This is a genomic window from Ruegeria sp. AWH4_226, from assembly GCF_056159225.1.
The window spans coordinates 1,061,199-1,082,621 of record NZ_JBSWUU010000001.1 but is presented as its reverse complement, the minus strand read 5'-3'; the positions used below and the strand labels follow the sequence as shown (position 1 = coordinate 1,082,621).

Genomic DNA, 21,423 nt, shown 5'->3' with positions numbered 1-21,423 from the left:
CCGCTAAATTGGAAAAGGTGATAACGTCGGCTTCTAATAGCCCGTCATCTCAAGATAACCTCGTCCGGTGTGGCTGCCTTTGACGGTTACCGGACCCTCCCAGTATTCGAATTGCGTGGCCATCCACGCGTCGGGCGTCATCGCAGAGACCTCAACGTCCAAGCCATGGTCGGGGAGGGTGACGTGCCATTCGGTCGGCACGTCGCGCCCGGCCACGCGCGTTGTGTTCAGCGGCGTGAATGACGCAGACCCGTTAGGCAGCGGGGTCGTTGTGCCATCCGGGCCGATCCATGTGGCGGCGGTGAAATCACCGCGCCCGCCGCGCAGACGAAACGCCATCAGCTTGTCGCCATCGTCAAAGCTCAGTGAAAACCAGTCCCAACCAGTTTGATCGTCGGCCAAGGGTTGCGACGACCATTCTCGATCCAGCCAGCCGTGACCAGTGACCGCCACATCGCCGTCAGGCAGGTTAAAAACGCCTTCGACCTCGAAGAACGGTTGGGAATAGTAGTAGCTGGCTTGCCCATCTGCGGACTTGACCGAGTATCCGGCGTCCCCGTGAAACACCAGTGGGCCTTGTGCTGTGAGGTCAAGTTCATAGGCAAACTCGGCACCGCTGGCCGACAGGGACACTGTATTCAGGTCTGGCCCACGCATGTACCATTCGTCGATCCATGCCTCGAACGGGTCGGCCTTGACACCAGCCTGACCGATTCCACCGCGTGAAAGACGTTCAGCAAAATAGTGCGTTTCCGGTGTGGTTACGGCCGCATGACCCATCCAGAGTTGCGGGCTTTGCCAGCCTTCGGCTTCGGAAGGTTTCAGAGCTGACCGGAAGAGGGTCCATTGAATGCCATAGTCGCGCCCGTCCTCACCGGTAAGATTGGCGGTCAAATACCACCACTCAATCCTATATGTTGGATGCGGACCGTGATCCCGTGGGAATTCGAACTGGTAGTCGCGTTTGGGAACGTCGAACCCATCGGCGGACCCGCCTAAGCCAGCATAGCCCTGCGCCCAGGATGTGCTGGGTAGCAACAAGAACATTACAACAAGCCAAGCTCTAGCGTTCATTGGCAAACACCCTCAAAAGATCAGCAGGCGGCAGGCGCAAGACCCGCAGGGCGGGCAGGGCAGCAGCAACCACGGCAGCCAGTAAGGTCAGCACGAACAGGTAGGCCCAATCCACCGGGAACAGAAACATCGGTAACCGCCAGCCAAAGGCCTGCACGTTGATCACCGCCAGCAGTGCCCAAGCCAGAACCAGTCCAAGCGGTAGGGCCAGAACCGCCGTCAACGCCGCCAACAATATGCTGCGTAAAAGCTCCAGCCGTGCCAGTTGCGCCCGCGTCAGCCCCAGCGCCCAGACAGGAGCGATCTGCGGCAGGCGCTGAGTCCACAACGTCAACAGGCTGGTCAGAATGGCGAACCCGGCCACGCCAAGTGTCAGAACGTTCAGCGCGGACGTCACCACAAAGGTATTGTCAAAGATGGCAAGCGACTGCGCCTTGACGGCGGCTTGTTGAACAACTGCCTGTCGAGACAAGTCGAACCTGTCACGCAACGCCTGTGCCAATTCGGTGGCGCGTTCAGGTGACACGCGTATGCCGAACTGGCGTGTCTCTGCCCCCGGTGCAATTAGATCAAGCTGTGGCATGGACACGATGGCCTGACCTGTCGGGTTCCCATAATCCGAATAGACGCCCGCGATGGTCAGAGTGTGTTCTGCGCTCAGGGTCAGCATGTCACCCGGCCAAAGATCCGCTCGACGGGCCAATTGCTCGTTGATTAGCACTGCCTGATCCGTCAAAACCCGATCCCAGGCACTGTCTGATGAGGCGATGAGCGGCCAGTGGTCGCGATATGTTTCGTGATCGACCACGCCATACAAGAAAAGCGGCCCGGTTTCGTGCGTTAACTCCACATTGCGGATCGGCAGGATGGCATCCACCTGAGGGCCAAGCCACTGCGCAATCTCTTTACCCTGCTGATCGTCCCGGGCAGTCACATACAGTTCGGACGTCAGACGTTGATCCAGCCAGCCGACAAAAGTGAGTCGAAAGCTTGATACCATAGTTCCAACGCCGATATTCGCGGCCAGCGCCAGCAACAAGGCCATCAACGCCAGAGATAGCCCGGGCAGTTGTGCCTGCATGTCAGCCCAAACCCATTGGGCCACAGGTCCACGGGCGCGTCGCTGAAAAACGGAAAGCGCTAAGGTCAGGAAGTAAGGCAACACCAGTGCCGCACCTGTCAGGATACCACCCACCATTGCAAATCCAGCGACCAGCCCTTCAACCGTGTAGCCGATGGCAAAGCCCCCGGTAATCAGAACCGTCCCAATAAGGAAGCTGACGCGTTGACCCGATGTGGAGCTCCGCCACGACTGCACTCCGGCACCGGTGAGTATTGGCATCCGTGACAGGCGGAACAAAGCATGTCCGCTGGCCAGAAATGTGCCCCCCAAGGCCATCCCTAGCCCCGCCAGAGCCCATTCCGGCTGCAGCGATATTTGCCCGTCCACCGGCGCGCCGTACAACCCGCGCAGAGTTGCGGCGACGTCAGGCAAAAGCGCTCCGGCCAAAAAGAACCCAAGGACCAACCCCAACGCACCGCCGATCAAGGCTAGCAAGGTCAGCTCTCCCGTGATCATCCAAACCAGCCGTCGCATCGAGACACCCAGCGCCCGCAGCGTGCGGATCATCGCGCGCCGCTGTGCGAAGGCCAGTCCGACCGTGCCGTTGACGATGAACAGCCCCACGGCAAAAGACAGAAGGCCAAAGGCCGTGAGGTTCAAATGAAAGCTGTCGGTAAGGCGCTGTGTATCCAGTTGGGCCGAGGCTTCGACCCTTTGCAGGTCTGGCGCGATCTCGGACAGCGCAGGCACGCCGCGCGGCTGATCCGGCAAAATAACAAGCCGCGAGATCTGTCGGGGCCTGTTCAGCAGGGTCTCGGCCACGCCGATATCTGTTAAGATTAAGTCGGGCGGAACCGCGTCTGACACAACGATGGGCGGTAATTCAGTCTGCGATTTCAGGTGCTCAGCCAATTCCGGTGTAGCCAGCAAGCGTCCGGGTGCAGTCAACATATCGGATGGGTCTGGGGGCGCGTCGCTTTGCTCAGTCTGCGTCATGGCGGGAAGCGCAGGATAGGTCACCATGTCGACCCCCATCACCTGAACCGTGCGCCCGGCAATCCGTACCGGCCCTTCCAGAACCGCGGAAACCTGCCATCCAGCCCGGCGAAGCGCAACATACCGGTCAACCGCAATTGTTCCGGACGGATCGCGCAAGGTGTCATAAAGGCCAAGGGCAAGCTGATCGCTTGCCCGCTGATAACTGGCACGAGCTTCCGCATTGATGGCCTGAACAGCCGACCACAAACCGGTCGCCAGTGCGATGCCAATCAACAACGTCGCCAATTGCAGCCGATGCCGCCGCCAATGCGATAGCAGAGCCTGTACTATGGCAAAGGTCATACGATATGTCCGCCAGCCAAATGTGCCTGCCGATCCAGACGCGCCGCGATGTCTTGTGAATGGGTGACCAGCAGTAAAGCAGCCCCCGTTTCCGCAACAAGCGAGAGCATCAGGTCCAGTACATTCGCACTGGCCATTTCCTCCAGATTGCCGGTTGGCTCATCCGCCAACAGAAGTTTCGGTCGCACGGCCATCGCGCGCCCGATGGCGACGCGTTGCTGCTGTCCGCCGGACAGATTTTCAGGATAGCGGGTCAACAAGTCGGCTAAGCCGAGCCTTTCGGCCAGCTGTGCGCTCCAACCTGTGTCTTCGCGGTTTGCCAGTCGTGCGTGGAATGACAGGTTCTGTCCAACAGTCAGCGACGGGATCAAGTTGAACTGCTGAAAGACCAACGACACGCTTTGCCGTCGCAAGGCAGCGCGTCCTCGATCATCCAGCGGCGATAGGGCAGTTCCGTCCAAGGTGATCTCGCCGCCGTCAGCGCTGTCTAAGGCGGCAGCAAGGTTCAAAAGCGTGCTTTTGCCACTGCCGCTTTCGCCGGTCAGCGCAAGCGTCTGCCCATGGTCCAGCGTCAACGACACATCCCGAAGAACCGGACGCCCGCCGGGATAGGATTTCTGGACCTTGTCGATATTCAGCAGCATTCAAAACCCCTTGCACGGTGCAAGCCACAATGTGCAGCGCCGCAGCGCAGAGTCCAGCACCAACGCGTTCACGTTTCGCTTTGTCACAGCCTTGTTCTTTTGCGGACAAATCGCCATTGTGACCGCACTTTTTTGGAACCGGGGTACAGCTTTATGACATTAACGCAGCAGATTGTATGGGGGAGTATTTATCTCGGGATCTGCTTTCTGATTGAGATTGCCCTTTTGACGTGGTGCACCCAGGTGGTCCGTCAAATGTCCATTCGATTAGAGAACAGCAAGCGGTTCCTTACCATCGCTGGGCCGATCAGTATGGCCTTGGGCTTCATCGTAGCGATCCATACATTCCAGGTCTGGCTCTGGGCCATTGTCTGGGTGCTGAGAGACGTTCTGCCGGATTGGAATACAGCCCTGTATTTCTCGTTGGTGACGTTCACGACGCTGGGCTACGGTGACGTCGTGCTGGGCGAAGATCTTCGCATATTTGGGGCATTCGCGTCGGTCACCGGGCTTTTGGCCTTTGGGCTGTCTACTGCATTCATGGTTGCGCTGTTTACCCAGGTGTTCAAGGAAGAGTTGATCTCTTAAAGGATCGGCGCAAATAGCCGCGCCAGTGGCGAGCCGAACCGGATGTATGCGGGTTGCTCGGGCAGGTTGCGCGTCAGTTCATAACTCTTCTCAAAATCAGCGCGCAGCATTTTGTCCACGGCATCAGCCGCGCGCTTATCGAAAAACAATGCCATGGCTTCGAAATTCAACCGAAATGAGCGGTTGTCCAAATTGGTTGTGCCCACCGCAGCCAAGGTATCGTCGACGACGAAAACCTTTTGATGCAAAAAGCCATCGGTGTATCGAAACACCCGGGCTCCGCATTCGCGGATTTCGTCGAAATAGGCATAGGCGGCCAGCCAGGGCAGGCGATGATCAATCACATCCGGCACCAGAAGGCGCACATCGACACCGCGCAGCGCGGCATGTTGTAAGGCTGTCATGACGTCGATATCGGGCACGAAATAAGGCGACGCGATCCAAATTCGGTTTTTGGCCGCAGTGATGGCCGAGAAAAACATCATCGCGCCGGTTTCCGTGTCATCTCCGGGACCCGTTGCGACCAACAGTGCATTCATGTCCTGCTCGGATTCATCCCCGGCCCAATCAAGCAGGTCGATCAGATCCTCTTCGTGTGCCCAGTGCCAGTCTTCGACAAATATCAACTGCAATTGCCGGACGATATGGCCGGTCATTTTCAGGTGTGTATCGCGCCAATGCCCGAAATGGCTGTTCTGACCCAGATATTCGACGCCGACATTGTGACCCCCGATAAACCCGATTTCGCCATCTATGATCACGGTTTTGCGGTGATTGCGGTAATTGAGTTGAAAGCGATGCTGTGGGCCACGCCGGTCGCGCGGGTTGGCAACCTCGACCCCGGCTGTGCGCAAAGTGTCCAGATAGGCTGTTGGAAGGCCATAGCTGCCCACCGCATCGGTCATGAAACGAACAGAGACGTTGCGCTTGGCCGCCGCGATCAGCTTGGACTGAAGCTTTTTGCCCAGTGCATCGTCGCGGACAATATAGAATTGGATCAGGACATAGCTTTTTGCGGCGTCGATGGCATCAAATATGGCGTCAAACGTGGCCTGTCCGTCGATCAACAGTTCAGCCCCGTTGCCACGGGATACGGGCAAATGCGCCAGCGCTTCGAACGGGCGGGGGTTGATGGACATCTTTGTAAGATCAGGCTGTGAGAAATCCGCAAAACTCTTGATACCTTCGACAACCCGTTCGCTTTGCTTTCGCGCGATCCGGTACCCCCGGAATCTGTGATGTCCGAGAAACAGGTAGAAAGGTACCGCAAAGAACGGCGCCGAGATCAGGAACACCACCCAGCCAACCGCACCCTGAGGCGTGCGCGCTGTCTGAGCCGCCCGGATCGCAAAGACCGCGGCCGTCAGGTACAGGAAGAAGACGGCTGCGGAAACTAGCAATGTCCACATGAAGTTATCAGTCTCTGAGTGTCTTATTCGCCCCCAGTGTAGATGCGATCCCAGTCTTGCGCCATATCAACTATGACCCAGCCCATTTCAGGGCCTTTGTCCAACCCGTCGACAAGTTTTCCGATCGGGCTTTCGCGGTCATAGGCCCATTCACGCTGGGCGTCTGTGTGGTGAACCAGAATGCCCAGACGCGGCCCAGAGCCCGCGGTCGTCCATTCAAGCATTGCAAAATCGCCATCGGAATTTCCGCCAGCCAGAATAGGACGACGTCCGATTGTACGCTCGATATTGATCGGCTTACCTTCCTTGTCGTCGATAAATGCAATTCCTGGTGCCTTGATAATTGCGGGGGCTCCGTCACCGGTTTCATATGTGGTGTCCGTATAAGTGCCAAGTATCTGTTCCGGGGGGATGCCATAGGCTTCCTCGGCGAACACTCTCATGAAATGCAGCCCACCGCCTGAGACTATATAGGTGCGAAACCCTTCGTCTCTGAGATAGCGCAGCAGCTCGACCATTGGCTGATACGTCATCTGGTCATAGGGCAGACCAGTATCGGGATGCCGCGCGGTGTCGAGCCAGTTCGCGACCGAGTCCTGAAACTGCTCGACACTGACACCGGCGTGAGAGGCGTTGACAACCTCGATCAGCGCGTCATGACCGCCGTCGACGATGGCCTGCAGGTTCCCCTTAGCCGCCGCTTCCAGTGTCGGGCTGGACAGGATTGAAGGGTCGGCCTGAGCCAACTCGGCCAAACGGTCCATCGCGAAGGTCAGCTGAAAATACACCGGCTGTTCTGCCCATAGCGTTCCGTCATTGTCGAACACAGAGATACGGTCTGCCGGTGTCACATAATCGGGACTATCCGGATCAGTGACCGCGTTTACGAACTCGATAATGCGGGTTTTCGTGTCCGATTCAGTCCAGCTAGGCAACGGGTCGGCCAAGACAGCGAACGGAGCCATGAAAACGGCAGTGGCGAGAAGGGCGACCTTCATGAGGGACTCCTTTTATCAATCTAGAAAGGGCCACCTTTTGACGGGCGGCCCTTTGTTCTCAAAAGTTGTTAGTTGCTGGTTGGGGAGCTCAGTTTTTCCATCACCTTGTCGAGGCTGAAGCTCGCTGCTTCCTGCCGTGGCGGATACTCCGCAAAGGTGGCAAGGAATTGTGCGACGTACTGCTGCGCGGGCACCAGCATGAAGGCGCGGTCGAGCAGCCAGTCATTGTAGGTGTTTGACGTCCGGTAGCCGCGCTCATAGGGATCGCGACGCAGGTGGAAGATCAGTGGTACACGCAGCGGCGTGAGCGGCTCCTGCCAGGCGCGCAGGGTTGCCCATGCTTTCTGCTCGAGAAAGGTGATCTTCCAGTTACGATACCGCAGCGCCGCCAGATCTCCATCATCGGTGAAGTAGAAGATCTCGTCACGCCCGCTTTCGTCGGTTTCGCCGGTCAGCATCGGCAGGATGTTGTAGCCGTCGAGATGCACGCGGTATTCGCGCCCCGCCATCTCATCAACCGTGACGCCCTCTAACAGATCCTCCTTGATCGTTTCGTTGCCGGCGGCAGCGAGGAAGGTCGGAAGCCAGTCCATGTGATGGACGATCTCATTGGTGACAGCACCCTCTGCGATCTGACCGGGCCACCGGACAAAGGCCGGGACACGCCATCCACCTTCCCACTGAGTGTTCTTCTCGCCCCAGAACGGTGTCATGCCCGCATCGGGCCAAGTGTTCATGTGCGGCCCGTTGTCCGTAGAGTAGAAGACAATGGTGTTGTCGGCGATGCCAAGTTCGTCCAACACGTTGAGGAAGTCGCCGATGTGCATGTCATGCTCGATCATGCCGGCGGTGTATTCATCGGCGTTTTCCCCATTGTAGAGGCCATTCGCCACTTCCCGCATCTCGTCTTTAACGTGGGTACGGAAGTGCATCCGAGTGCCCGACCACCAAACGAACCATGGTGTACCGGCCGCAGTCTGCTCGCGAATGAAGGCAATGGCCGCCTCGGAGGTTTCATCATCGACAATCTTTTGCCGTTCTATGTCGAGCGGACCGGTGTCTTCGATATTCTGCGCAATCTCTGTTTCAGAATAGCTGGCCGAGGACCGGATCACGCCACGCGGTCCAAAGCGCTCGACAAAGGTTTCGCCGTCTGGCAGCACCAGGTCACGCGGATAATCCTCGTTCTCGGGCTCTTCCTCTGCGTTGAGGTGATAAAGGTTGCCAAAAAACTGATCAAAGCCGTGGTTCGTGGGCAAATGCTCATCCCGGTCGCCAAGATGGTTCTTGCCGAACTGTCCCGTCGCATACCCTTCGGCCTTGAGAAGGCCCGCGATGGTCGGATCTTCGACCTGCATGCCTTCTTCCGCACCGGGCAGGCCTACCTTCGAAAGACCTGTGCGGAACACCGACTGACCCATGATGAAGGACGACCGCCCCGCGGTGCAGGATTGCTCACCGTAGTAGTCAGTAAACATCATGCCTTCTGCGGCGATTCGGTCGATGTTGGGTGTCCTGTAACCCATCATGCCCATCGTGAAGGCCGAGATATTGGACTGCCCAATGTCGTCACCCCAGATAACAAGAATGTTGGGCTTTTGATCTTGCGCCCAAGCGGGAATTGCCAGCGTAACGGCGATTGTAGCCACAGCAAAGCGACGCAGGTTTGTACGCCAACTGTCTGCAAACGGACGTGGTGGTGACATGATGTGCTCCTGTTCTGGAATGGGCTTGATGAGCCCGGAACATTGATTTGTTTGATGGCTGGCAAAGTCAGCCCAAAAGCTCTCTGAAAATCGAAAACTAAACGGCACGGTCTCAGCTTGCCGGGAATCGAACACTAATAGCTTAGGATATCAGCGGGATTGAAAACCAATCATATGATGATATTGAAAGATACAAATGTTAGAAAAATCGAATAACAAAAAGCTTTTGCAAGAGAGCCGGTGGTTCAGTCGTCGCCCTGAGGGTTTCCAAAGGGACTTGCTGGATTGTGGGGTTCCAAAGACGTTTGACGCTTGGGAAACGCTCTACCATTATGGTGATCCTGCAAACGGTATATTTGCCGTTCTCAACGGCGGCGTTCAGATCACCGCTCCGGCTGATGACGGGCAGGAGTTTGTGTTGCACCGCGAAGGAGCGGGGTTCTGGATTGGTGACTTGGCCTTGTTCGCCGATGCCCCACGCCTTGTCAGCATCGTAACAACACAGGAAACAGACACCCTGTTTTTTCCCAACTCGCGGGTGGCAAAAATTGTTAAAGCTAATCCGCACTATGTCCGAGAGTTCTATGCGCTCACTCAGGAAAACATGCAGACAGCGCTGCGAATAATGGCAAATCTGGCCGTCACCGGCAGTGAAAAAAGGCTTGTGTTGCGGCTGCTCCATCTTGATGAAGGAACCAGCAAACAAGGCGATTGGATCGTGGTGAGCCAGGAAGAGCTGGCCGGAATGATTGCCGTGTCACAACCCACATTACATCGCAGTTTGCACCGTCTTGCGGATTTGGGTCTGATCGAACTTGGCTACGGGCGCGTGCGTCTGAAAGACAGGCAAGCGCTGATCGCCAATTGTCAGACCTGATAGGCGGAGGGTCAGAGGTGGACGTGCTTGCGATCGGTGCAATCCAACAATCAAATGCGGTCTGCAAGAGATTTTAGATCGTTCCGCAGCTCAGAGCGTATCTCCCCGTGGTTGGGCGCATCACGCAAGGTTTCGAACCAGTGCCGCGGCGGCTGTTTCCCGGCCACGCGGTCCCATGTCAGTTCACGCAGCACAGCCTGAGCACTGGGGTTCAGGACGTCTGGAATATCGATCCTGTTCAGTGTCGCCCACACGCCCGTCCATAGCCGCGCGACCGACCAAGGGTTATACCCGCCGCCGCCCAGGACAAGCAGACGGGGTGCCACATCACGGAGTTGGGTGACAGCATGCCAGTGGGCGTTGTTCGACAGCGTCAAACGTGACAGCGGGTCTTCTGCCACGGCATCAGCACCGCATTGCAAAACTATGGCCTGAGGGGCGAACGACGTCGTGGCCGGTAGGATCAACTGGTCGAGTATCGCATAGAACTCATCGTCATTTAGATTGCGCCCGACGGGCAGATTGAAAGCAGCCCCGCCGGCGTCATTGTCCAGAGTTCCGCTAAACGGCCAACGATACGCCTCATGAACCGAAATCATCCGAACTTTTGTCGACCCGTGAAAGGCGGCCTCGACCCCGTCACAATGATGGGCGTCGATATCGATGTAGACAATGCGGTCGAGCCCGGCATTCAGCAGGGTCAGGATGGCCAGCACCGGGTCATTGAGATAGCAAAAGCCATTTGCCCGGTTTGCAAGGCCATGATGCGTACCACCTGCTGGGTTGTAGACGATGCCTTTGTCACGGATCAGTTCGGCACCCAGCATCGAGCCGCCTGCAGCGGTCGCGGGGCGCCGGTACATTTCAGGAAAAACAGGATTCGATAGGGTGCCCAGCGCGTATTTCTGCCGCGTTTCGTGCGACACTGCCTGCTCTCTCTCGGCCTGTTGCAAGGCGGCGATATAGTCTGGCGTGTGAAATGCCATGAGCGCAGAGGGCTTTGCGCAAGGACTGACACGATAGTTCGAAGACGTTAGCCATCCCTGCGCCCTGCACAGGTCAATAACGGTCGACACGCGCGGGATCGCCAAGGGGTGCTTGGATCCGTAGGTCGAGCTGCGATAAATCTCTGATCCGATGAACAGGGGCGCGTGCATCGTCTAACCGGAAGGTTCCGAGTGGGTCTCATCACCCAGTCTTCCGTCCAGAGACATCATGATTGCGACCGGGCGGAGCGCTGGAATGTGACTGAATACGATCAGGATACAAACGGTCAGCGGCACGCTTAGAAAAGCTCCGATCAGCCCCCAGATCGTGGTCCAGAACATAAGCGCCAGAATGACCAGGAAGGTCGACATGTTCAGCGAACGACCCAACAGGGCAGGGTCCAGAAAATTACCGATCACAAATTGAATGGTGCCACAGCCGAGTACGATAATCAGGAACGGCACGATACTTTCGAACTGAACCAGTGCGATCAGAGATGGAAAAACCACCGCGATGATTGAGCCAATGGAGGGAATAAAGTTCAAGGCAAACGTCAGAACGGCCCAGGTTTCGGCAAACTCGAGGCCCAGCAACCTAAAGACCGAATAGCTGATGCCAGCCGTGATCAGGCTGATCAGGGTTTTTACCCCGACGTATCGTTGCAGGCTGAACGTGATCGCATCCAGTATGGCAGCAAAATCGGCCCCGGTTTTGGGATCGCGTGCGGCCAGCCGTAGTTTTTTACGAAAGGCCAATCGTTCGGCCATTAGGAAGGCGACATAAAGGCTTATGAGGAAGAATTGATTCAGCAGTGACGTTGCACTGCCTAACAAAAGGCGCGCGATATAAGACATATCGATGTTAATCAGGTTGTCGCGTATGAACGTGGTCACGTCATTGCCGACGAAGCCGGTCACGCGGCTGACCGTTTCGTCGAACTGGTTTTCGTATGTGCTGATGGTCCGGGCGAACTGTGTCGCCTGGCTGCCCAGAATATACATGATGACGAACAGCCCTGCCAAAACAACTGTGACGCCCGCGGCATTGGCCAGCCAGACCGGCATAGGGGTCAATGCATTGATCCGGTCGCTGAGCGCAATGATCAGAACATTCACCAGCAGCGCCATGGTTAACGGGATCAAAAACGTGGCGCCAGCGTAGAGCCCTAGCACAACGAGCGTCGCAACAATCGTCACGTCCCGCACGACTGAGAGTTTGAGCGTGGTCGGTGCTGAGGTGCTGTCGTTGTCCGGTGTCATCGCATGGCCCGAGTTAGGAAAAACGCTCATATGAAGGGGTGATCCTGCACGGCAACGACGGATTAGGCAATGCGACCAAAGATTTGTATTCGAATAATTATGTAACACGTGGGATTGCCGGTTCTTTGAGTACGACTGACGCGCTAGGCTTTGACTATGAACGCGCGTGTGATTCCCTACGTTAGCCGCCCGGTTCAGGCGCTTTGGTTGGCTTTGACCCGTTTCGACGCAAAGAGCGGTTTTGTCATGAGCAGCCACGTCGCCATGTCGATGATGTTGGCGCTGTTTCCCTTTGCGTTGTTCACCGTGGCATTGGCCGGGTCCTTGTCGCAAGACTATATCACGAACGACCTGATCGAGCTGATTTTTGGTGCGTGGCCCAGTGATGTGGCCGAGCCAATCGTGGCCGAACTGCGCGCGGTTCTGGAGGAATCCGGCTCGGGCGTGATCACGTTGGGTGGTTTGCTGGCAGTATTCTTCGCCTCGAATGGTGTGGTTGCGGTCCGGATGGCGATGAACCGAGCGTATCACGACAAAGACAGTTGGCCCTTTTGGAAAACGCGTTTGCTCTGTCTGGGCCTGGTGGTTGCTGGCGGCATCACCATCATGATGGTTGCAGCAGTTGAGGTTGTCGTGCCCGTCTATACGCAGCTTGTGTCAGAGAAGACGGATGTAAATGTATCTGAATGGCTGTCCGTGGATCGTCTGCGCTGGACCTTCACCGTTGGTGTACCAATAGGTGTGGTGCTTGTTGCACATTTGATCCTGCCGACTGGTCGTCACAAACTGCGTCAAATCCTGCCAGGAGTTGTATTGACCCTAGCTCTGTGGGCAGCAGGTGGATGGGGGTTTTCCGTCTATATCGCGCAGTTTGCGTCCTATAGCGCAACCTACGCAGGCTTGGCCGGGGCGATGGCGGCGCTGATTTTCTTGTATCTTTGCGCCGCGATTCTGATTCTGGGGGCTGAGTATAACGGTGCTTTGATGGATATGCAGAATGATCCAGACGGGCACACTGCGTGAGGGCGGTTGTGGTTGTCCTTGCGTCACTGGCGCCGGTTCTGACCGTCGCTCAAACACCTGACTATGTCGGATCGGAGCAATGTGTCGAGTGCCATACGGCCGAGACCGAGGCATGGGCCACCTCCCATCATGCCCTCGCCTGGACACAGGTCGAAGATGGCCATGTGGTTGCTGACTTTTACGGTACCCGGTCTGAACTCGACGGTATGTCGGTGGACTTCAGCAAGGCGGGCGACGCGCTGCAAGCGCACGTGACCGAAAAGGACGGTTCAACAACGCCCTACGATGTGCACTCGGTGGTTGGCATTGAGCCGTTGCAGCAATATCTGTTCGAAACCGAACCCGGCCGATTGCAGAGTTTCGATGTGGTATGGGACACCGAGACCCAACGTTGGTTTCACCTTTATCCCGATCAGGACCTTCCACCGGATGACGGGCTGCATTGGACCGGTCCATACAAGAACTGGAACGCGCGGTGTGCAGAATGCCATGCCACAGGGTTCGAAAAAAACTATGACGTCGAGACGCGCAGCTATGGCTCGGTTCAATCCGAGGTCGGGGTCGGGTGCGAGGCCTGCCACGGCCCCGGATCTGCTCATATCGATTGGACACAGGATCAACCCATTTCTTCCGATCTGAGCGAGTATGGCTTCACCATGAGCTGGGGCAGGGGCCGGACCGAGGCCGAAATCCAGCAATGCGCCGGCTGCCATTCCCGGCGCGAGGCGCATGGCGATGGTAACCCGCTTCCCGGGACCTCCTACCACGACGCCTATAATCTGGCAGTGCTGCGCCCCGGTCTATATCACCCCGATGGGCAGATTTTGGATGAGGTCTATGTTTACGGCTCGTTCCTGCAATCCAAAATGTATGCGCAGGGTGTTGGTTGTATGAACTGCCATGATCCGCACAGTGCGACGCTAAGGGCCGAGGGGAATGGCGTTTGCACGCAATGCCACTCCCCCGCAGGCAATCCCGATTTTCCGACCCTGACGGGTAGGGAGTATGATACTCCGCAGCACCATCACCACCCGGAAGACAGCGAAGGGGCGCAGTGTAAAACCTGCCACATGATCGAGCGCGTCTATATGGGCGTTGATGGAAGACGAGATCACAGCTTTCGTATCCCGCGCCCTGATCTAGGGTTGGGTGAGGACGCCTGCACCGATTGTCACGAAGGCGAAGATCAGGCCTGGGCCGCGCAACAGATCGCGGCGTGGTTCCCTGACTCGGCGCATAGAACACCGCATTTCGGTACGGCGTTTCATGCGGCCTCAACTGGTCAGGCCGACGGACCGGATGCGTTGCTGGAAATTGCGACTAACGCTGAGGCGGCAGGCATCGTGCGCGCGACGGCTGCTTATCTATTGCAGCCCTTTGCATCGGCTGAGGTCGCAGCACAAACCGCGCCCCTGCTGCTGGACCCTGACCCCTTGGTGCGCGCCAATGCTGCGCCGCTACAACGTCAGGCAGTGTTGCAGGATCAGGTCCAACGGCTTGAGCCTTTGCTCTCGGACCCGACGTTGAATGTTCGAATTTCGGCGGCCAAGGAGTTTCTGAGCATTCCGGCTCAGGTCCTGGCGCCAGAACAGCAGATGCGTGTGGCGCAGAGCATGGCAGAATGGCAGGGTGCAATTGCCAATCGTCTGGATTTTCCTGAAACCCATCTTGTTCTGGGCGGAATGGCGTTAACGTTCCGCAACGCCCCGGCCGCTGAACGCGCTTTCCGCGAAGTCGTCGCCCTTGATCCGCAACGCGTTGAGGCATGGCCGATGTTGGTACAGTTGGCACAGATCAATCGCGGTACCGGAGCCGCGCGGGACGTGCTGAATGAAGGCTTGGAAATTCTGCCGAAAGATCCGAACCTTTTGCAGCTCAAAACGCAGCTTTTTCCATAAAACGGCATGTCGCGGCCCGGATTACGCCACGTTCCCGGCAAATTTCTGGGTTAACCACGGGCAAGTTAGAAACTCCAAAAGGCCCTGAGGTGACGTATGTCTGAGAAGCCGGTCCATACATCGCAATTGCAGAACCCATCAAAGCTTAATCAGCGCATCGCAGATTTGCAGGCCAGAAAACCAAAATACATTAACCATGGTGAGGCGCTGCTGCTGCAACGTACTGCAGCGGATTCGCTGCGCGAGCAATTCCTGACCGGTGATCGGCGTTGGATTGACGACTAGCTCAACCGCGAAAGCCTGTCGCGACCACAAATTTTTCAGAGCTGTTGGATCGGGACGCGGGTGGTTTTACATTCGCAACCTTTTCGAACTTCTGCTTGAGCAGCTTCTGCAAATCGCCCTCGGCACCGCCGGCCAGAACCTTGGCAACAAAGGTGCCGCCCTCCTCTAGCACATCAAAGGCGAAATAGGCCGCTGTTTCACATAAGGCCATGATCCGCAGATGGTCGGTTTGCTTGTGTCCTGACGAGGCTGCCGCCATGTCGGACATGACAACATCCGCCTTGCCACCCAGCCAGTCTTTGACCTTTTGGTCGGCGTCGTCCTCCATGAAATCCAGCACATGAGTTTCCGCGCCAGCCACGGGTTCAATCTCTTGCAGATCGACACCCAAAACAGTGCCGACGCGTTTACCGGACCGTTCGCCCAGCGCGTTCACACGTTTTACAGCGACCTGACACCAGCCGCCGGGCGCACAGCCAAGGTCGACAACACGCGCACCGGGGACGAGAAAGCGAAACTTATCGTCCAACTCAAGAATCTTATATGCCGCGCGCCCGCGATAGCCTTCGGCCTGCGCGCGTTTGACGTATGGGTCGTTCAATTGCCGCTCAAGCCAGCGGGTCGAGCTGAGCTTTCGCCCGCGCGCGGTCTTCACCTTGACCTTCAGGTCGCGTTGTCCGCGGCCCGAGGTATTCTTGCCGGTCGGTTTTTTCGCCATCAAAACGGTCCGTCTTCCAATACGCCGTCCGCGCTCATCTGGGCATAAAGCAAACCTTCGCGCAGCCCACGGTCCGCCACGGAAAGGCGGTCAGTGGGCCAGCAACGCAGCAATGCCTGCAAAATGGCCGAGCCGGACATGATCAGGGCTTGCCGGTCGTCACCGATACGCGGATCGCGCCGTCGCCCAAGTGGGCCGAGTTCTAAGTATCCGCGTATGACTTTGTCAATCTGATCGCTGGTCATGCGCAGACCGTCAACCTTGGTCCGGTCATAGCGCTTTAACCCAAGATGAGAGGCGGCCACGGTCGTCACCGTCCCACTGGTTCCAACAATCTGAAACCTTTCCCGGGCCTGCTCGTCCTTGTAGGGCGCAAAGTCGGCCAGGTTTTCTTCGAAAAACCAGCTCATCAAGGCAAAGCGGGCTGAGTCGTCTTCGACATCGTTAAACTGGTCCCTCAACGTCGCGACACCAAGCGGAACGCTGATCCAATCTACGACCTTGGCTGCGGGAAACGGGCTTTCGACCGTGTGAAACCCATTGTGCAAACGCATGATCGCAGCAGGGCGATCGCGGCGCGGAACAGACGAGATATCAATCCACACCAACTCGGTCGAACCGCCACCGATATCCACGACCAACAACTGCTCGGTCTTGGTCGACACCAGCGGTGCGCACGAGATGACGGCCAGACGTGCCTCTTCCTCGGGCTGGATGATTTCAAGTGTCAGGCCGGTTTCGCGTTTTACCTGACGAATGAAATCGCGTGAGTTTTTTGCACGCCGACACGCCTCGGTCGCGACAAGGCGCATGCGTTTGACCTTGTTGCGTTTCAGTTTTTGCTGACAGATGCGAAGCGCTTGAATAGTGCGCGCCATCGAGGACCGAGACAACCGTCCGGTCCGTTCCAAACCCGCGCCCAGCTGCACGGATTTGGAAAAACTATCGACCACATGAAACCCGCTGCCCTTGGGCTGGGCTATCAACATGCGGCAGCTATTTGTTCCCAAATCCAGTGCCGCATACAACGCGTCTGGATCGGGTCTTGCCGGCGCGGGGCTTTCGACCGCCTTCGGGAACGCGCCCGCACCTTTGGGACGCTTGGGCGCCATCTTCCACGCCCTCCGATTTTCGAGTTACCCCGACCATATGTCGGCCCAATCCAACCTGCAAGACGCTCATTAAGGTGATGAGTATTTTGAGGTGCGCATTTGTTTGTGTTTTCGATAGAAAGCGCGGACAGCATCCAAGGCAAAAGGTCGTTTGAAATACGCCGTGTGTCGAAAACCGACCGACCTTGGCCCATATAGGTGTTTAGAACCGTCACATCTGGTTAGGAGGAATCAAAGGCAATGCCTGACGTCACCATCGTATACTGGCGCGATATCCCGGCCCAAGTCATCGTCGGCAAAGGTCGTCGCGGTGCAAAGCGGCAGTTGGAGGAACGGTTCGAACAAGCCATCGACCGGGCTGCCATGAAGGTGAACGCCAAGGACAGTGATGCCTATCTGGCCGAGTGGCGCAAAGCCGAACCCTTTGCAGTTGAGGGCGACCCGTCCGAGATTGCCGAGGCGGAAGCCCTGCGTTTGGAAAAGGAATTCGATCAGGACCGTGTCAAGGCACTGATCGCCAATGACGGTTGGGCATGAGCCCCAGATTTTTATGGGAGGCCGCAATGGCTTTGCTGAACTTCAAGAAACGTGATGCGGCTGAAAAGGCCCCGGTAAACCCGACCGTCGAAGCCTTTTTGAAAGGATATTCGATCGAGGTGATGCCACGCACCGCCGAGAAGGTCGAAGATTTTCGCGCACTTCTGCCCGAAGGCACGCGCGTCTACATCGCCCATATCGAGGGCACGCCGATCGAGGACATGGTCAAGACGGCAAAACGGATTGCGGATGAGGGCTATCCGGTCATGCCGCATTTTCCCGCGCGTATCATCAAGGACGCGGCAACGCTGGAAAACTGGATTTCCATGTATCAGGGCGAAGCAGGCGTTGATCAGGCGCTTTTGCTGGCCGGCGGCGTAGAAAAACCGCACGGTGCGTTCGACAGTTCGATGCAGTTGCTGGAAAGCGGGCTGTTCGACAAGGCGGGCTTCAAGCGTCTGCACGTGGCGGGCCACCCCGAGGGCAACAAGGATATCGACCCGGACGGTTCGACAAAGAATGTCGAGGATGCGCTGCGCTGGAAACAGAAATTCAGCGAAACCACGGATGCCGAGATGGCTTTGGCTACGCAGTTCGCATTCGACGCTAAGCCGATCATCGCCTGGGCAGACGGCTTGAAAAAAGCAGGCATCGACTTGCCGATCCATATCGGCATCGCGGGACCGGCCAAGCTGCAAACGCTGATCAAATTCGCGATTGCGTGTGGCGTAGGCCCGTCCCTGAAGGTTCTGCAGAAACGTGCGATGGATGTATCCAAATTGCTGCTGCCCTACGAGCCGACCGACGTGTTGACCCAACTGGCAGAGCACAAGGCGGCCAACCCGGACTTTAACATCACCAATGTGCATTTCTTCCCGCTTGGTGGCATCAAGACCAACGCCAATTGGGCAATCGACAATGGCGGCGCTTCGGCAAAGCCAGCTAACTCTTAAGGAACGGATATGACTCGTACAGTCGTAGAATCAAAAACAAAAACCGCGGTTCTGGGCTTTGACGAGCCGTTCTGTGTCATTGGTGAGCGGATCAACCCGACCGGCCGAAAAAAACTGGCGGCCGAGCTTGAGGCAGGCGATTTCTCAACTGTCGAAAAAGACGCGCTGGCTCAGGTGATGGCGGGTGCGACCGTTCTGGATATCAATGCTGGCGTTGTCTATAACTCGAACCCCAACCCGAACGAGACCGAGCCGCCGCTGATGCGCAAGATCGTTGAGCTGGTTCAAGGATTGGTTGATGTGCCGCTTTGCATCGACTCTTCGGTTCCAGGGGCGCTGGAAGCAGGTCTTGAAGCAGCTGAAGGTCGGCCTTTGCTGAACTCGGTCACGGGTGAAGAAGAGCGTCTGGAACTGGTTCTGCCGTTGGTCAAAAAGTTTAACGTACCGGTTGTTGCAATTTCGAACGATGACACCGGGATTTCCGAAGACCCGGATGTCCGTTTTGCGGTTGCGAAAACGATCGTAGAACGTGCTGCCGACTATGGCATTCCCGCCCATGACATCGTTGTTGACCCGCTGGTGATGCCGATTGGCGCGATGGCAACGGCTGGTCAGCAAGTGTTTGCCCTGGTGCGCCGTTTGCGTGAAGAACTGGGTGTAAACACCACATGCGGTGCGTCCAATATCTCGTTCGGTCTGCCGAACCGTCACGGTATCAACAATGCCTTCCTGCCTATAGCTATGGGTGCAGGTATGACTTCGGCGATCATGAACCCGGTGGCTTTGCCGGTGACGCAGAAAAAGATTGCTGAAAAGAAAGAAGCTGTCGCCGCTGCAGGCATCATTCTGCCCGAGGGCATGGACGATGAGACATTCGTTCAAATGTTCGGCTTGGGCTCAACAAAGCCGCGCCCTGGTAAAGAGATGGAGGCCATCCGCGCCGCCAATCTGCTGACCAACAACGACCCGCATGGTGGTGAGTGGATCAAGTTCAACAAAGCGCCAGAAGAGGCTGGCGCCGCTGGCGCTGCTGGCGGACGCCGTGGCGGTGGCCGTCGTCGCCGCGCGTAATCGCTGCAACAGGATGATCACAGGCCGGGTACTACGCCCGGCCTTTTTCATTGACCCTGATCAATGACATAGAAATTTCGGCATGCGACACTGCCGGGATTCTCGCGGCAAGGATCAGGTTTTGAAATGAAAAAACATACCCCTCCGAAACTGGCGGACGCCGACTTAAGTAAGCGTCTGAAGAAAAAGGCTTATTTTCAAGAACTGGTCAATCTGCAAGCGCACTTGGCCTTGATCCAGCAAGCGTTTTTGTTTCACGGTGTGAAAGGTGTGCTTGTTTTTGAAGGTTGGGATGCGGCCGGCAAGGGCGGCACTATTCGACGGATTAGTCAGGCATTGGATCCTCGAAGTTTCAAGGTCTGGCCGATTGGAGCGCCCAGAAACTACTATCTGAACCGCCATTATTTGTTGCGTTTCTGGGAGCGTTTGCCCCCGGAAGGTGCCATCTCGGCCTTCGATCGCAGTTGGTACGGACGCGTAATGGTGGAGCGACTAGAAAAATTCACTCCGGAAGAACGCTGGCGGGCGGCCTATCGCGAGATCAACGATTTTGAGCGGATGTTGATCGATGATGGCGCAAGGATCGTTAAGCTGTTCTTCCACATTTGCCCGGACGAGCAGATGAGGCGGTTCACCGAGCGTTTGCGTAACCCGATGAAACGCTGGAAACTGACCTATGAAGATTTTCGAAACCGAGAGCGTTGGGCGGAAGCCAAGGTTGCGGTCGATGAGATGTTTGCACGAACGTCAACGGATATTGCTCCGTGGCATGTGATCCCGGCCAACAACAAGAAATACGCAAGAGTCGCCGCCATGCGGGCCATTGTGGACACGTTTTCTAAGGATATTGATCTGAACCCTCAGCATTTGGACAAGCGCACATTGGACGCGGCTTGCAAGGTTCTGAATGTTGATCAGTCTCTGATTGATAGTCTGCATGCCAGGACAGAGTAGTTGAGGCCCAGCGAATAGTCGCTTTGCGCAAAACGACGCGTTGTTGGCCTAATCAGTCTCAGGTCGACGCGCCTGAAACAGATTGATCAGCGCCGGAATTTCAACGGTGTTTTCGGTGGCAAAGGGTCGAAAGGCTTCAGCCACTGACTGTTGAATCGCCAGAACGTCTTGGTCATCGCCTTCGAAAAGGGTGATCAGCCGGGCAGCAGGCCCGATCCGCGTGCACAGTTTGGCGCACTCTTCCAGCGTGCTGCGAATGTGCAGATGGGTGGGTACTGGTTCTACAACGATTTCGGTCAGACCAGCGTCCGCCAAGAGACCCGACACCCGATCTTGATCGTGAAAGGCCAGAGGGCCGGGGGCGTTTCGGTCCATGGGCGGTGGGTTGCCCAACCGCGCACAGGCAGCGATATGCGGCGTCTTGAACCAAGGGTTTCCGTTTAGCGGCCCCCAAGCGGCAAAGGTCATCAGACCGCCCGGCTTCAAGGCGCGACTTATGTTGGCAAAGGCCGCAACCGGGTCTTCGAAGAACATGACCCCGAAACGCGAGATCATCGCGTCGCGATCAGCCTCTGGAAACGGATAGGTTTGAACGTCTGCGTATTGAAAATCTACGTTGACCAACCCATGCTCTGCGGCCCGTTGCGCGGCGCGGGTCACAAATGGCTGCGCCAAATCTGCGGCAAGGACATGCCCGGTGCTGCCGACAATCTGCGCGGCCCTTACCGAACTTGCCCCGGTGCCGCAGCCGATATCCAGCACACGCATGCCGGGCCGCAAATTCGCGCGCTCGAAGACCAGATCGAGAACTGGTTCAAGCAACTCATCCATTTGCTCCTCATAGGTCAGCCACTTGGCACCAGAGGGCGAGCTACCCCAGTATTCCGCCTGTTCTTCGTTCGCAACTTGCATGATGACCTCCTGCC

General features: G+C 56.9%; 20 protein-coding genes. 9 read left to right on the top strand and 11 right to left on the bottom strand.

Annotated elements, in window-relative coordinates; translation table 11 throughout:
- Positions 1–33: 33 nt before the first annotated feature.
- From ACXAET_RS05220 to ACXAET_RS05210, 3 genes are read right to left on the bottom strand one after another with little or no spacing between them, the layout of a single operon-like run.
- Entirely contained in the window at positions 34–1,074 is a 1,041-nt protein-coding gene (locus tag ACXAET_RS05220; RefSeq protein WP_475182134.1) for a lipocalin-like domain-containing protein, read from the bottom strand.
- Positions 1,064–3,478 carry an ABC transporter permease gene (locus tag ACXAET_RS05215; RefSeq protein ID WP_475182132.1) on the bottom strand — a complete coding sequence of 805 codons (2,415 nt, stop codon included), beginning with the start codon at positions 3,476–3,478 and terminating at the stop codon, positions 1,064–1,066. The genes ACXAET_RS05220 and ACXAET_RS05215 overlap by 11 nt, the downstream gene beginning before the upstream one ends.
- The gene (locus ACXAET_RS05210; RefSeq protein ID WP_475182130.1) at positions 3,475–4,122 is read right to left on the bottom strand and encodes an ABC transporter ATP-binding protein; all 648 of its coding nucleotides are present in this window, start codon (positions 4,120–4,122) and stop codon (positions 3,475–3,477) included. Before ACXAET_RS05210 ends, ACXAET_RS05215 begins: the two co-directional genes overlap by 4 nt.
- Before the next feature lie 255 nt (positions 4,123–4,377).
- On the opposite strand from ACXAET_RS05210, the gene ACXAET_RS05205 reads away from it, so the two are divergent.
- The gene (locus ACXAET_RS05205; protein ID WP_475182128.1) at positions 4,378–4,710 is read left to right on the top strand and encodes an ion channel; all 333 of its coding nucleotides are present in this window, start codon (positions 4,378–4,380) and stop codon (positions 4,708–4,710) included.
- Here ACXAET_RS05205 and cls read toward each other — a convergent pair.
- The 3 genes from cls to ACXAET_RS05190 form a co-directional block, all read right to left on the bottom strand.
- Complete coding sequence (gene cls / locus ACXAET_RS05200) at positions 4,707–6,119, bottom strand: cardiolipin synthase (RefSeq protein ID WP_475182126.1); 1,413 nt, start codon at positions 6,117–6,119, stop codon at positions 4,707–4,709. The two genes, ACXAET_RS05205 and cls, sit on opposite strands and share 4 nt — an antisense overlap.
- A 23-nt stretch (positions 6,120–6,142) precedes the next feature.
- Positions 6,143–7,117 (bottom strand): HAD family hydrolase, encoded by a 975-nt coding sequence (locus ACXAET_RS05195; RefSeq protein ID WP_475182123.1) that lies wholly within the window; start codon positions 7,115–7,117, stop codon positions 6,143–6,145.
- Between the two features lie 68 nt (positions 7,118–7,185).
- The gene (locus ACXAET_RS05190) at positions 7,186–8,823 is read right to left on the bottom strand and encodes an arylsulfatase (protein ID WP_475182121.1); all 1,638 of its coding nucleotides are present in this window, start codon (positions 8,821–8,823) and stop codon (positions 7,186–7,188) included.
- Between the two features lie 196 nt (positions 8,824–9,019).
- Here ACXAET_RS05190 and ACXAET_RS05185 point away from each other — a divergent pair, with 196 nt between their 5' ends.
- Positions 9,020–9,700, top strand: coding sequence for a Crp/Fnr family transcriptional regulator (locus ACXAET_RS05185; protein ID WP_475182119.1), 681 nt, complete (start codon positions 9,020–9,022; stop codon positions 9,698–9,700).
- 50 nt (positions 9,701–9,750) lie between these two features.
- Here ACXAET_RS05185 and ACXAET_RS05180 read toward each other — a convergent pair whose 3' ends face one another.
- Together ACXAET_RS05180 and ACXAET_RS05175 are read right to left on the bottom strand one after the other, a co-directional pair.
- The gene (locus tag ACXAET_RS05180; protein ID WP_475182116.1) at positions 9,751–10,857 is read right to left on the bottom strand and encodes an acetoin utilization protein AcuC; all 1,107 of its coding nucleotides are present in this window, start codon (positions 10,855–10,857) and stop codon (positions 9,751–9,753) included.
- Between the two features lie 3 nt (positions 10,858–10,860).
- Positions 10,861–11,976 carry an AI-2E family transporter gene (locus tag ACXAET_RS05175; RefSeq protein ID WP_475182114.1) on the bottom strand — a complete coding sequence of 372 codons (1,116 nt, stop codon included), beginning with the start codon at positions 11,974–11,976 and terminating at the stop codon, positions 10,861–10,863.
- 126 nt (positions 11,977–12,102) lie between these two features.
- Between ACXAET_RS05175 and ACXAET_RS05170 the strand changes: the two genes are divergently transcribed.
- The 3 genes from ACXAET_RS05170 to ACXAET_RS05160 all read left to right on the top strand — a co-directional run bounded on the left by ACXAET_RS05170 (position 12,103) and on the right by ACXAET_RS05160 (position 15,152).
- Entirely contained in the window at positions 12,103–12,969 is an 867-nt protein-coding gene (locus ACXAET_RS05170) for a YihY/virulence factor BrkB family protein (RefSeq protein ID WP_475182113.1), read from the top strand.
- A gap of 8 nt (positions 12,970–12,977) precedes the next feature.
- Entirely contained in the window at positions 12,978–14,867 is a 1,890-nt protein-coding gene (locus ACXAET_RS05165) for a cytochrome c3 family protein (RefSeq protein WP_475182110.1), read from the top strand.
- 96 nt (positions 14,868–14,963) lie between these two features.
- Positions 14,964–15,152, top strand: a complete 189-nt coding sequence (locus ACXAET_RS05160) for a hypothetical protein (RefSeq protein ID WP_068331352.1) — start codon at positions 14,964–14,966, stop codon at positions 15,150–15,152.
- Position 15,153: 1 nt separating this feature from the next.
- Here the strand turns inward: ACXAET_RS05160 and ACXAET_RS05155 are convergent, their stop codons facing one another.
- Positions 15,154–15,870, bottom strand: a complete 717-nt coding sequence (locus tag ACXAET_RS05155) for an RlmE family RNA methyltransferase (protein ID WP_475182107.1) — start codon at positions 15,868–15,870, stop codon at positions 15,154–15,156.
- Entirely contained in the window at positions 15,870–16,982 is a 1,113-nt protein-coding gene (locus ACXAET_RS05150) for a Ppx/GppA phosphatase family protein (RefSeq protein WP_068331347.1), read from the bottom strand. The genes ACXAET_RS05155 and ACXAET_RS05150 overlap by 1 nt, the downstream gene beginning before the upstream one ends.
- 240 nt (positions 16,983–17,222) lie before the next feature.
- On the opposite strand from ACXAET_RS05150, the gene ACXAET_RS05145 reads away from it, so the two are divergent.
- From ACXAET_RS05145 to ACXAET_RS05130, 4 genes are all read left to right on the top strand, one after another.
- Positions 17,223–17,519 carry a virulence factor gene (locus ACXAET_RS05145; protein ID WP_475182104.1) on the top strand — a complete coding sequence of 99 codons (297 nt, stop codon included), beginning with the start codon at positions 17,223–17,225 and terminating at the stop codon, positions 17,517–17,519.
- A gap of 26 nt (positions 17,520–17,545) precedes the next feature.
- Positions 17,546–18,472, top strand: coding sequence for a methylenetetrahydrofolate reductase (locus ACXAET_RS05140; RefSeq protein ID WP_475182102.1), 927 nt, complete (start codon positions 17,546–17,548; stop codon positions 18,470–18,472).
- Positions 18,473–18,481: 9 nt separating this feature from the next.
- A complete protein-coding gene (locus ACXAET_RS05135; protein WP_475182100.1) occupies positions 18,482–19,543 on the top strand; it encodes a methyltetrahydrofolate cobalamin methyltransferase in 1,062 nt (353 codons plus the stop codon).
- A 126-nt stretch (positions 19,544–19,669) separates the two neighbouring features.
- Positions 19,670–20,497: a polyphosphate kinase 2 family protein gene (locus ACXAET_RS05130; protein ID WP_475182098.1), complete on the top strand. Its 828-nt coding sequence runs from the start codon at positions 19,670–19,672 to the stop codon at positions 20,495–20,497.
- Positions 20,498–20,545: 48 nt separating this feature from the next.
- Here ACXAET_RS05130 and ACXAET_RS05125 read toward each other — a convergent pair whose 3' ends face one another.
- Positions 20,546–21,409, bottom strand: coding sequence for a class I SAM-dependent methyltransferase (locus tag ACXAET_RS05125; protein WP_475182095.1), 864 nt, complete (start codon positions 21,407–21,409; stop codon positions 20,546–20,548).
- Positions 21,410–21,423: the final 14 nt, after the last annotated feature.